The organism is Algoriphagus faecimaris (genome assembly GCF_900101705.1).
In the GTDB taxonomy this organism is placed as follows: domain Bacteria; phylum Bacteroidota; class Bacteroidia; order Cytophagales; family Cyclobacteriaceae; genus Algoriphagus; species Algoriphagus faecimaris.
Map to the genome: position 1 here is coordinate 1 of NZ_FNAC01000063.1, position 13,422 is coordinate 13,422.

Here is a 13,422-nt window from a genome sequence, read left to right on the forward strand (position 1 = left end):
AGTCGCCTGATAAGTGAAGGTTGGATCTGAATCGCCATACACCTTGCTTTGATTGGCATCTGCGGTAATCGTAAGCGTTTTCTTCGTGATCGCAAAGTCTGCTCCGGTATAGTTTATCGTGTAGTTATCTCCTGCGGTAAGGCTGCCTAGACTGATCGCATAGCTTCCTACATTCTCTCCGGCTGCTCTGACTAGTGATCCGGTGAAAATACTCTCATCATCCCCGTTGCCGAAGTTGCTGGCTGTGTAGGTCAAGACAGGATCGGCTTGTCCGTAAACTTTGCCTTGATCGGCATCGGCAATCACGGTCAGCGTTCTCTCGGTGATTTCAAAGTCTGCTCCGGTGTAATTTATTGTGTAGTTGGCTCCCGCACTGAGGGTGCCCAAATTGATGGCATAAGTGCCCACATTTTCTCCGGCCGTTCTTGCCAAGGCTCCTGTCAGGATACTTTCATCGTCTCCGTTTGCAAAACCAGTCGCCTCGTAGCTGAAGCTCGGATCAGCATCACCGTAGGTTTTGCTCTGACCGGCATCGACGGTAACCGTCAGCATTGCTGGGGTGATTTCAAAGTCCGCTCCGGTATAGTTAATCGTGTAATTGTCCCCTGCATCCAAACTGCCCTGATTGATCGCGTAGCTTCCCACATTCTCTCCGGCAATTCTTGCCAAAGCTCCTGTCAGAATACCTTCATCATCACCATTTTCAAAGCCATTTGCCTGATAGGTAAAGACAGGGTCAGCTTCTCCGTAGATTTTGTCCTGACCAGGATCGACCGTGATATCCAAAGTTTTCTCTGTAATCGTAAAGTCCGCTCCGATAAAGTTGATCGTGTAGTTAGAACCAGCATCCAAGCTACCAAGATTGATGGGATAGGTGCCGACATTTTCTCCGGCAGTTCTTGCCAAAGCTCCAGTAAGGATACTTTCATCGTCTCCGTTTTCAAAACCACTCGCCTGATAGGTGTACATTGGATCAGCTTCACCATAGATTTTACTCTGACCAGCATCAACCGTGATAGTCAAAGTCTTCTCAGCAATCGTAAAATCCGCTCCGGTGAAGTCGATCGTGTAGTTATCTCCTGCGCTTAGATCACCTTGTAGGATTGAATAGATTCCAATGTCCTCTCCAGGGGATCGAGTTAAGGCACCAGTTAGGATTGTTTCGTCTTCAGCGCCAATAAACCCGGATGCAGTATAACTAAACACTGGATCAGGGGATCCAAACACCTTACTTTGATTCGGATTTGCGGTAATTGAGAGCGTTGCTTGAGTAATATCTGCTTCTAAACCAGCAGGTTGTATAATTTCATAATTATCCTTATCCGCACCATCCAAAGAAAGCCCCGTAACAGTTACTGGAATTGCCATACCTACATTGGACTGTGTGAAATTGGCTACAGATGTACCGATCACTGACACGTCATCAGAACCAATTCCAGTAACAGAAGGAGTTCCAGATAGAGAAGCTAGGGTCGTACCATCATAAACCTTATTGTTTGCTGTTAAGCCAGAGACTGAAAGCGACGCAGCAGAAATAGTAGCTGTGGAAGTAGGCGAACCGGAATAATCAATTTCATAAGATGCTGCATTTGCACCTCCCAGGTTGACAGAAGTAATTCTAACCTCTTTTCCAACGCCAACGTTTTTATCCACAAATTCAGTAGTTATATCATTTATAAAGACATTAGGCGCCGATGCATCAATACCAACCAAATTCAAACTGGCTATGATAAATGATGCAGACCTTGTGCCATCATAGACTTTATTAATGGCACTAAATGATCCAGTTATCTGAAGGATGCCTTTTTTGATTTCAAAATCAGCTGGAACAAAATTGATGGTATAATTCGGCCCAGCGTCAAGTGTACCCTGATTAATGGCATAAGTACCCACTGTTTCTCCTCCGTCTCGTGAAAGTGCTCCAGTAAAAATTGTCTCATCATCTGTTCCTTCAAATCCAGTAGCAGTGAAAGTAAATACAGGATCTGCTGTTCCGAAAAGCTTGGATTGTCCCGGATCAGCGGTGACTGTCAACACTTTTGGTACCACAACAATTGTCACATTGATGGTCACTTCAGATGTGTTTCCTGCAGCATCTTCAACAATATATTGGATTGAATTAACACCTTCATCATTTCTATCAAAAACGGATTGACTAAAGGTCTGGGATTGTATTCCACAATTATCCGTAGATCCTTCATCTACCATGCTAGGCAAAAGCTCCACTGTGCCGAAGGCATCCACATTTAAGGAGATTGCTGATTTTGCACTGATGATCGGGTCTTGAGTATCCTCGATCACAATATTTTGGTTTTGGAAAGAAATATTTCCATTACCATCGTCATATGCCCAAGTGATCACAGTGGTGCCTTGGGTGGTAATCGGCAGGGTTGCATTGCTCGTAATTGTAAGCGGACCTCCGCAATTATCTGTACCGGTAGGAGGAGTTAAGGAAGTCACTTCACACTGCGCAGTAATAGTTGGCAAGCCTATTACATCTGGAGTTGGTGGAGTCGTATCGTCAATAATTACATTCTGATTCTGGAAAGTAATATTTCCATTGCCATCGTTATAGGACCAAGTTATTACCGTGGTACCTTGAGTTGTAATTGGAAGAGTCGCATTATTTGTAACTGTGACCGTTCCTCCGCAATTATCAGTAGCTGTAGGAGGTGTTAAGGATGTCACCTGGCATTGGGCTGTAATATTTGGCAAGCTCAATACATCAGGTAATGGCGGAGTTGTATCGTCAATAATTACATTCTGATTCTGGGTAGAAGTATTTCCATTCCCATCATCATAAGTCCAAGTCACCACTGTGGTACCTTGAGTAGTAATCGGCAAGGTTACATTGTTAGTAACTGTCACTGTTGCACTCAGATTATCTGTGGCTGTAGGAGGTATCAGGCTTGTCACAGCGCACTGTTCATTGATGTCTAGCAAATCGCTTAAATCAGGAACTGGCGGAGTTTGGTCCAAGGTAGCCGAATTATCAGTAGCGGTAGCTCCCGTGTTTCCTCCACCATCGGTTAGAGCGATTGAAACTGTGAGCACTCCGTCAGTTAAAGAAGAAACATTAACAGACACAGATTGAGTAGTACTTACAATAGATGTACTTCCAGTGACTGTAGCAGTATTACCGTCTCCTGAACTGGAAATAGAATAAACCGCAGTGGTTCCTATTTCAGCATTTGATATAGTATAGGAAGTATTAGATGCCTCAGATGCACTGATAATTAAATCATCCCAGGAAACTGAGTATCCTGAAGGTGCAAAATCATCATTGGTGATGGTACCAGTTCCCGTACCATCCGCTATTACTATTCGGGTTCCTGTCGGATTAGAAAGAGTAAGCGTAAAAGTCTCATCTGGCTCCACTAATTGATCACCCGAAACAGGAACATCTATCGTCTTACTGCTTTCTCCTACCGCAAAACTAAGTGTTCCACTAACTGCCGTATAGTCGGATCCAGCAACTGCAGTTCCATCTGCGGTGGCATAATCCACTGTCGCTCCTCCTGACGGCGCCGGATCGCTTAATGAAATAATGAATGTAAGTGAAGTAGAACCAGCATCCCCTTCAGCAACTGAAGGATCGTTTATTGAAATTGAAATATCATCATCACTCAAAATGGTTAAGGTTGCTCCATCTGTAATATCAATAGCACTGGATGATACAACTGCAGGAACCAGATTACTCATCGAAATGAGAACCGTCTCATTGGGCTCCGGGGTAGCATCAGCAGTAGGTGTGATAGTAAATGTTTCCTGCTCTCCGGCAGTTCCAGCAAATGACAAGGTCTGATTAATTACTGCTGTGTAGTCATTATCTGCTACAGTTGCAGTGCCATCAGCGGTACCTACATTCACATCGAACCCTCCGTCTACTGCGTTATCTAAGGTTACTGTAACGGTAATTGCACCATCATCCTCGTTTCCAGACACATTAGCGATTGTGACAGTAGCTTGATCATCATTCGTGATGGAACCTGTTCCGATACCATCCGCTATTGCTATTCCGATACCGGTAGGGTTAGAAAGAGTAAGTGTGAAAGTCTCATCTTGCTCCACTATTTGATCACCTGAAACAGGGACATCTATCGTCTTACTTGTTTCCCCTGCCGCAAAACTAAGCGTTCCACTTACCGCGGTATAGTCGGAACCTGCCACTGCTATTCCATCTGACGTGGCATAATCCACTGTTGCTCCTCCTACTGGCGCTGCCTCGCTTAAAGAGACCGTAAAGGTAAGCGTTGTCGTCCCCGAATTACCCTCATTGACAGAAGGATCATTGATCGATATTTCAGTAGCTACATCCTCATCTTTGATAGTTACTGTTACCTGATCGGGAGTCCCTTTTATTGCATTTGTAGGTGTACCCATACTGATGATGATGGTCTCATCGCCCTCTACGATACCATCAAATTGTGAGGTGACACGGATACTGTCTAGCAACTCGCCAGGTGAAAGGGTAATGGATGTTCCTGTCACCGAATAATCAGTTCCACCTCCTGTTGCAGTACCTGAAAAGGATAAAGGAACCGTGACTGTCACCCCAGCAACTGCAGTTAGATTGGCTCTAACATAAGCTTGACCACCACTCTCATCAGTAATGGGGTTATATATATCCAACACCTCCAAAGAAACAGTCGGTAGGGGATCATCATCTATAATGGTATATGTTACCTGCTGGGTTCCACTTTCCGTACCATTCGTGACGCTTGCTATATCGATGACTACTGTTTCATTTCCTTCATAAAGTATATCGGGCACATTCGTGATAGTAATGGTTCCGGAAGTATTTCCAGATGGTATCGTAATACTTGTGCCTGATACTGAATAGTCTACATTAGATCCTGTGGCCGTTCCAGAAAAGGTCAAGTTTACTGTAGTATTTGCTCCATAAGCATTGGATAAAGTGGCTGTCACCACATTGGCGGTCGTTAATGATTCCGATCTTGATGTTGGGCTTACTGCAAGAGTAACAGTAGGCACAGGGGTTACATTTAACGTAGCGATGTAATTACCAGTACTATTTTCTGTTCCATCATTTACCTCAAATTGAAATGAAGTGTTCGCAGCACCATTTTGAACATACTTAAATCTACCGGCATCGAGATCAGCCTTAGACACCGTACCTGAAACACTTAATGCTTCCCCTCCATCAAATGAATTATTACCATTCGAATCGACGAAAAGCGTTCCCGCTCCAGGTAATGATTCAATCAGCAAATTATTCAAAGGATCACCATCACCATCATTGTATCCAAAATCTGAGGTTGAAAATGTATAGACTAGGTTTTCGAATGGACCATTGGATGAAGTAAATGAGGATGCAGTGGGAGGTGTATTTGAAGCTACAGCAGGTCCAAAGACAAATGTATCAAGTGTTAATGCCAACCCATTTCCGCTATCAGAATTAATCCTTACTTCGTCTACATTATCAAAACTTGAACCTAGAGTTGCTGTGCCATTTCCACTAATATTTACGGCTTGGGAGGCAACTTCCACAGAATTTCTGTAACCCCTTACAGTTAATGGATTTGCAAAAAATTCGCCAAAATGAAAAGATTGAAAATCAAAGCTTCCGCCTCCCGAGGCAGTGATTGTGAGAATATCACCTGCAGTAAAATCCTGACCGCTAGCTGCAATTCCAAGGCCTGAGTTTGAATTGAATGTGGTGGCCACAATACCATTAGTTGCTGGTGAACCACCAAGAGTGACTGAAAAAGTAAATCCATTTACAGTAACTGTTGTACCTACGTTCTGATTATCAACCCAACCCTGATCATCAAATGTCACGGTCGTTTGTCCCTGTACTTTAAAAAACAAGAAAAGGGAGAAGATGGTCAAGCTCAAAAATTTTTGATTCAGTATCATAGTCTTAATTTTTCTAATGTCTGGGTCAACCCTTAGCCTTTAAAAATCTGCTGCTAAAAGTAGATCGGTTTAATTTTTTAACTTATTGCTCTATTTTCATTTTCTGTCACTCTCACAGAAATTCTAAATACACATGTAGGGATTCTTCCATCCGGATGGAGTTGCCTCTCTTATATCTTTGAAAATGCTTTCATTGTATAGCAAGCCTTTTCCACTTTCTACTACCAATCTATCGATGGATGTATTTGATGTTTTGACCTTTAGGACATCTATTTCCGGAATTGAAAAACCAGATTCTGGGTAAAAATTCCGTTCACCCCTAGGGCCTCTTACTTTCTCGGTCTTTAATAATGATTTAACTTTATCAAAGTCTTTTTTCTGCAGAAAAGAAAATAATTCTTTGAAAACTAAGCCTCCTTCATAGCCGAGAAGTGCATACATATTGGTGTCCTGTCCGGCAATCGCTCGGAACTTTTGTACAAACCGCTTATTCTCTTTACTCTCATTTCTTGGGTCATAGGTGGAAGCGGTAAACAATTCCAGTCCTAAATGCCTCACATCGCTCAGCCACTCATCATAGACCATATTTTCGTTTACTATCAGCGGTATTTCTTTATTTAACCCAGCTTGATGCCAGTCATTTAAAAATTGGAGTCCGCTAGGCCCACTGAATAATGCATGCACCACACTTGGGTTCCCGGTTTTCATTTCGGCTATGGCTGGAGCCGGAAGAACTAGATGGGGATTCATTTTTGTTGAATCGATCACTTTAAGCAAAATATTTCCCCCTGAACCCATCGAAACACCTTGATTGAAGGAAGAGTGTAAATGATAGCCCGCTTCATACATGGGCATGATCATCCCGATAGGTGAACCAAATTGTTTGGAAGCCCATTTACCCAAAGCAAATTCAGACTGCCATAGTTGATTGGATGAAAAAAACGCATGATCGCCCAAATAATCAAAATGCGGAATGTTTTCTCCCATATCGAAGAAAAACCCCAATTTATTATAGCTCTCAAGTAAAGGCAAGATTTCCGGCAATGCAGCATAACTGATTAACCCTGAAATCATATCCACTTTATCGATATGAATCAGTTTTTTTATACCTTCTGCACACTTGGTTCCTGAGCCTGACTCCGTGAAATACGGGATGAATTGGATGTCATTTTGTCGGAATGGATCTCTGTCGAACCCAAGAAAAAAACCAGTCAATAGGTGTTCAGCATAGTAGGGATATAGTGAGGAATATGGTTGTAGAAACCCAATCTTGATAGGTGAAGTCATCGTACTTTTTTGTTCAAAAATGGGTTTTAGAAAGAATCTAAAACCCATTTAACCCTGTTCTTATTAGCTTCTAGAAGGGAAAATACCCTGCATGCAGAAAATAAACTGAATCACACCAATAGGCTGAACGATACTAAAGGGTTGACTTCCTCCAGCATTTCCAGTGGAACCTGTACCTGAAATCGAACCACCAGCAATTGGAACATTCGCTGCAGAATTGTTGTCGGTGTACACCTGTGCCACACCTGCAGGAACAGGCCCATTGGCAGGTGTTACAGCTTTTGCAAAATATTTCCCGTTAGGATCGTTAGAATTGCCATCAACATTTTTGCCCTCAATAGTAACTTGCAAAGCCGAAGCCTGAAAATTGTGATTATGAACCGGCATTTCCAATTGAGTTAAGGTAGCGGTCTCTGAACCTTGCTTAGCTCCTTGTTGATGGAATGAAGTGCCAGGACTTTGACCTGCTCCAACAGGAGCTCTGCCTCTAAGGTCTGGTAAGGCAAATGTAGTTCGCCCGTCACCTCCATAGATTGTTCCTATGAGTGAAAAAACTGCTGTAAATTGTGAGATTGAGATCAATTGTCCTTGACAAAGCGACCAACCTCTTGGAGCCCATGTAGGCCCCCAACCCATGATGGTTGATAGATAAGCATCCATAATAAAACGTAATTAGTTATTGATAAAAAGAATTGATTTCAAATATGTCAAATAAAAATTACTGAACCTATACGTATTTATACTTATATATTGATTTTTACGTAAAAAAAATTTTAATTATTTGATTTTCAGATTTTTATGATTTTTTAAAAATCCAAAATCTTAATCAATTATTTCCAATTTAGTATTTTGAATCTTATTTATTCAAAAACATATTTCTGTATTCATTATTCTTTAAAATTCACTTGAAATATAATTTATTCAGAAAATATTTCATTAATCTAAAATTTACCAAACACATAAAACAATGCTCAAAGGTTTATAGTGGCACTTTTTCTAAAAAAAATTGCAATCCATTTTATGATTGGATATTCCGGAGCATTCTGACCCCTCCAATCCGGAATGTTTTCAAGTAGTGAAAGTGCCTTTACAGGCTGGATTCGACTGACATTCCGGCGCATGTTGACCCCTCTAAGATAGATTTATGGTGATATTCCGGAGCATGTTGACCCCCTAAGGTTGAGATTCCGGAGCATTACCTGTCCCGAGTTTCGGGATTGACCCCTCTGATCGACGGTTTTGGTTTTTTAGCGGACATTTTCGATAACCGCTAACTATAATCCAATGGCTGGAAAACCTAAACCTATGAGTCAGATAAAACAGATGATCATACTTAACAGGCAGGGAAAGGGAGTCAAGACAATCGCCCGTATCCTGGATATCAGTAAGAACACCGTCAAGACGTATCTCTTTAAGCTTGACAAACTACTGACGTCCAACCGGTCAGAGAAGCTTACCGTCGAGACACTCCTTGGCCTTGACGAGCCTGAGTTATATACGCTTTTTCATCCCGGAAACCCTTCTTATAAAGATTCCAGGTATGAGTACTTTAAAGCCAACCTTGGGTACTATCTAAAAGAGCTGGAAAAGACGGGAGTAACCAGAGCCGTTCTATGGGAAGAATACAGACAGGCCATTCCGGATGGATATAGCTACTCCCAGTTCTGCTTCCACCTAGACCAGCAGCAGACCGCAAAAGGGAAGCCTTCGATGGTTCTTGACCACAAGCCCGCAGAAAAGCTCTACATAGATTTTGCGGGAAAGACGATTTCCTATGTCGACAGGGAGACAGGAGAAGTCATCGCCTGCCAGCTTTTTGTTGCCTGCTTACCCTTCTCGGATTATGCGTTTGCCATGGCTGTACCATCCCAGAGTACAGCTGACTTTCTTTATGCGCTCAGTAGGTGTATGGAAGACTTGGGAGGCGTTCCACAGCTTCTGGTTCCCGACAACCTGAAGGCAGCTGTGGTTAAAGCCGACCGGTACGAACCTGATATCAATCAGGCCCTTGAATATTTTGCCAACCATTACGCAACAGCCGTACTTCCAGCACGGGCAAGAAAGCCACAGGATAAAGCGTTGGTGGAAAACCAGGTCAAGATTCTGTATTCGAGGGTATATGCAAAGCTCAGGAACATGCAGTTCTTTGATCTTACTGCCCTCAACGGAGCCATCAGAACGAAGTTAAAGTCCCACAACCAGACACGGATGCAGAAGAAGCCATATTGCCGGGAAGAGAAGTTTCTTGCAGATGAAAAGGCCCTTCTGGGTGATCTTCCTGCTGAGCGTTTTGAGCTCAGGAGCTATTCCCTGCTTACAGTCGCCAAAAACAACCACGTCTATCTGTCTGCAGACAAACACTATTACAGCGTCCCCCACACCCTGATGGGCAGCAAAGTAAAAGTGGCCTATACCAGATCCATGGTTTTCATATACCATGAGGGTAAAAAAGTGGCAGTACATTCCAGAAGCTTCAAGATCGGTGCTTACTCCACGGTCAAAGAACACCTCTGTTCCCATCACCAACACTACCGGGACAGGAGCCCGGAGTATTACAGAAACCAGTCAGCAAAAGTGTCAAAAGTTCTGTATGAGTATGTATGCCTGCTTTTTGAGCAGAACAGATATCCCGAGCAACTTTACCGATCCTGTGACGGGCTACTTGCCCTGGCAAGAAAATCCGATACCGGGGCTTTGGAAAAAGCATGTAAAACAGCCATGGAGAACGGGATATTCTCCTACAAATTCATTAAAAACATCATCGAAAACCATATGGAAGACGAATCTGTCCAAAACAACAATACAGCCCTGCCCAAACACCAGAACTTAAGGGGAAAAGCATATTACAGTAACCAACAGACAATTAAATTTTAACAACTATGACAAACCAGATCCAATCGCAGCTTGCCAGACTCAAGCTGCACGGCATGTCCAAAACATGGACGGCCCTCATGGAAACAAGGAAAAACCAAAGCCTCTCACTCGCTGAGGGTCTTGAACTGTTGCTGCAAGCCGAAGAGCTTGAAAGGGACAACAGACGGTTCAAAAGACTTGAAACCAATGCTGCATTCAGGTATAAAGCTTCCATAGAAGAGCTCAAACTGGACAAGGCAAGAGGTCTTGACGACGTGCTTCTCACCACGCTTGCGACCGGAGAGTTCATCAACAAGGGGGAATCAGTCCTGATTACTGGCGCCACTGGATGCGGAAAAAGCTATCTGGCTTCTGCGCTGGGACACCAAGCCTGTATTCTGGGATTTAAAGCCGTTTACTTCAACACCCAGAAACTGATGCTAAAAACCAAGATGGCCAGACTGGAAGGGACAGTGATGAAGTTCTTTGACAAACTGGCCAAGACAGACCTGCTGATCATGGACGACTTTGGGCTGACACACCTGGAACAACAGCAGCGAATAGATTTTATGGAAATGATAGAGGACAGGCACGGGAAGAAATCAACCGTAATCGTGAGTCAACTGCCCGTTTCGAGTTGGTACGATATCATCGGAGAAGAGACAATTGCCGATGCGATTCTTGACAGATTGGTCCACTCTTCTTACAGAATAGAGCTCAAGGGGGAAAGTCTCAGAAAAAAAATGTAAAATTGTCAGCCTAACAGATTATAGTACCAAACCCATTTTTAGAGGGGTCAATATGCCCGGAACGGGGGTCAGTATTGTCCGGAATATCCATAAGGCAAATCGTTCAGCGGTCTTCCAGCCAAAAACGTAAGTAAAAAATGGCTAAAGACATCATCGTGGATAAACATAAATGTGATTATTTAATTTCGATTTGAGGTTCCTTACTTAAAAAATTTAGTGACTGTAAAAATTCATCCGTTTTAGAAACTGTCTTTCTGTAGTATTCAAAGTTTTGATAATTAAAGAACCCATGAGCTTCTCCTTCATAAAGCTCTAATTCACACCTGCTTTTCACCCTTTCCATCACTTTTTTAAAATATTCGGCAGTTTCAACAGGAACGAGTGCGTCCTTTGTTCCAAGGAAAATAATAGTGGGGGGTGCTCCTTCTTTGATATTATGAAGAGGAGAAAAGTCTTTATACTCATCACCAATTCTTTCGTAACCATATCCACCTGGCCCATTGTCAACAACTGGATTGAACAAGACTAAGGCATTTGGTTTGGGACTTATGGACATATCATCCGAAGCCTCATTGTAATCCTCTATCAATGCTGAGGCGGCTGCAAGTTGTCCTCCTGCAGATCCTCCAACAGCAATTATTTTTGAAGTATCAATATTAAATTTATCTGCATGTTTTCTTAGGTACCGTATTGCTGATTTTGCGTCTTTCAAGGATTCGAAAGGTGTTGAGTTATCTTTGTTTTTAGTCCTATAGTCAACCAAAAAGCAGGTCAGGCCTCTTTTGGAAAAGTATTGAGCGTGATTTATGAATTGAGCCCTATCTCCTCTAACCCATCCTCCACCAAAGAAGAAAATCATAGCAGGATAATGTATTGATGAATCCACCTGAACCGGGTAATATACATCCATGTATAACTTAGTCGAATCAATCTGCTTGTATAACACTTGTTTCTGTGCAAAGCAAATTGAACCACTTAGAGAAGTAATCATTAAAAGCGCAAACAATCTTTTAAAATTCATGGTATTTTTTCAAAGCTGCTACCTAAGAACAAGCCTTTGTAGTCTAGGAAAAGGGTTGTTCTGACACTAATCCAACAGTCATGTGCTTTTTCAGTTGGCACTGTTAAGTTAACAAATTGTTTGGCTTAACTATTGATTCTATTCCCACCTCTTGTGCCACATCTTTTCAGGTGAAAATTTCTTTCGTGATCCACTACTCCTAACCTTACAGGATAATCGCTAAAACTTCGGCCCTTTTTTATGAAGATTTTGGGATTGTGAAATAGAAAGTAGCTCCCTCACCAAGCCTTGATTCAACCCAAATTTTTCCCCCCATCAACTCCACATGCTTTTTAGCTGTAGAAAGACCTATTCCTGTACCTCGCGAGATATTAGGATTGTGAATGCGTTGAAAGATTAAGAATATTTTTTCTGAATATTGGGCATCTATCCCGATTCCATTGTCCTTGACAGAGAAGAGCCAATCCCCTTGTCTCTCAACGGCATTAATTTCTATAATGGGTGAACCTTCCTGCTTCGAGTATTTTATAGCATTGTCCAACAAGGCATGAAGGATCTGAGTAATACCTACTTTATGAATATGAAGAATCGGTAAATCTGGAAAAGTAATCCTTACCGATTTTTCTGAAATAAGCTTTTTACGGAGTAATTTGTATTCAGTAACAACCTGATTAACATTCACTATTTCCTTAAGATCTATAGGACTACTAACCTTCGAATATTCCAAGATATCAAGGATAATCTGTCTCATACGCTTAGCGCCATCAGTCGCAAAGTGGATATACTGGTGAGCTTTCTCATCCAATTGATTCCCATACTTTCTTTTCAGCTGTTCCATGAAGCTGGAAATCATTCTGAGTGGCTCTTGTAAATCATGAGAGGCAACGTAGGCGAATTGTTCTAATTCCTCGTTTGATCGTTCAAGATCCTGGGTATACCTTTTCAGTAATTCTTGATTTTCGCGTTCTTTAGATATATCTGATGAAATCCCTATCATCCCCACTAATTTATTATCATCATCGTAAACCGGAGCATTAGTAACTCGAACAGGAAAAAAGTTTCCGTCCTTTTTCTGAACCTGAAATTCACCTGACCACGTTTTCCCATTTTCAAGGATTTGCGATATCTCTGCTACCTCTAGCGCATTAAGATCATTGGGAATTAAGAGATCCATTTTTTTCCCTATCACCTCCTCTGCATTCCATCCATAGATATCCTCGGCTGCCTTACTCCAATAATTAATAGTTCCACATAGATCTGTCGAAACTGCAGCTTGTCCTATTCTTTTTAATAGGTTAGCCTTAAAGGTATTTTCATTTTCAAACAATTTTTGCTCAGTAATATCCGCCATGGCTCCTACCATCCGAATGGCGTTTCCTTTTGCATCCCTCACAATAACTCCCTGATCTATAACATATACAATCCCTCTTTCTTGATTGATGATCCGGTAATCAAATTTCCATTTTTGCACATCAGGATTTTTTATTGCCTTATCAAGGCTTTCCTTGATTTTTTCCACATCATCTGGATGAAAAGGGTCTGTCCAAAAATCAGATGAGCTAAATGTTTTTGCAGCCTCTTTGCCAAAAAACAATTCAATGGCATTAGACCTATAAACTTTATCATTTACCA

The 13,422-nt window shown here is 42.0% G+C and carries 7 protein-coding genes; 2 read left to right on the forward strand and 5 right to left on the reverse strand.

Features of this window, described 5'->3' with window-relative positions; genetic code table 11:
• The 3 genes from BLQ57_RS19675 to BLQ57_RS19685 form a co-directional block, all read right to left on the reverse strand.
• On the reverse strand, nt 1–5,880 hold a 5,880-nt coding region (locus BLQ57_RS19675; RefSeq protein WP_217639533.1), incomplete at its 3' end, for an MBG domain-containing protein.
• A 123-nt stretch (nt 5,881–6,003) separates the two neighbouring features.
• A complete protein-coding gene (locus BLQ57_RS19680; RefSeq protein WP_217639534.1) occupies nt 6,004–7,167 on the reverse strand; it encodes an ABC transporter substrate-binding protein in 1,164 nt (387 codons plus the stop codon).
• 63 nt (nt 7,168–7,230) lie between these two features.
• The gene (locus tag BLQ57_RS19685) at nt 7,231–7,827 is read right to left on the reverse strand and encodes a phage tail protein (protein WP_087941425.1); all 597 of its coding nucleotides are present in this window, start codon (nt 7,825–7,827) and stop codon (nt 7,231–7,233) included.
• A gap of 645 nt (nt 7,828–8,472) precedes the next feature.
• Between BLQ57_RS19685 and istA the strand changes: the two genes are divergently transcribed.
• A complete protein-coding gene (istA, locus tag BLQ57_RS19690) occupies nt 8,473–10,041 on the forward strand; it encodes an IS21 family transposase (RefSeq protein WP_244887430.1) in 1,569 nt (522 codons plus the stop codon).
• A 5-nt stretch (nt 10,042–10,046) separates the two neighbouring features.
• Entirely contained in the window at nt 10,047–10,769 is a 723-nt protein-coding gene (istB, locus tag BLQ57_RS19695) for an IS21-like element helper ATPase IstB (protein WP_087941472.1), read from the forward strand.
• A 175-nt stretch (nt 10,770–10,944) separates the two neighbouring features.
• Here the strand turns inward: istB and BLQ57_RS19700 are convergent, their stop codons facing one another.
• Nucleotides 10,945–11,790: an alpha/beta hydrolase gene (locus BLQ57_RS19700; RefSeq protein ID WP_240507889.1), complete on the reverse strand. Its 846-nt coding sequence runs from the start codon at nt 11,788–11,790 to the stop codon at nt 10,945–10,947.
• A 238-nt stretch (nt 11,791–12,028) separates the two neighbouring features.
• Nucleotides 12,029–13,422 (reverse strand): PAS domain-containing sensor histidine kinase (locus BLQ57_RS19705; RefSeq protein WP_139162830.1); only part of this gene is annotated, 1,394 nt, incomplete at its 5' end.

Coding starts and splice junctions, on each gene's coding strand:
- BLQ57_RS19680 (WP_217639534.1), bottom strand. CDS start 7,167: ATGACTTCACCTATCAAGATTGGGTTTCTACAACCATATTCCTCACTA.
- istA (WP_244887430.1), top strand. CDS start 8,473: ATGAGTCAGATAAAACAGATGATCATACTTAACAGGCAGGGAAAGGGA.
- BLQ57_RS19685 (WP_087941425.1), bottom strand. CDS start 7,827: ATGGATGCTTATCTATCAACCATCATGGGTTGGGGGCCTACATGGGCT.
- BLQ57_RS19700 (WP_240507889.1), bottom strand. CDS start 11,790: ATGAATTTTAAAAGATTGTTTGCGCTTTTAATGATTACTTCTCTAAGT.
- istB (WP_087941472.1), top strand. CDS start 10,047: ATGACAAACCAGATCCAATCGCAGCTTGCCAGACTCAAGCTGCACGGC.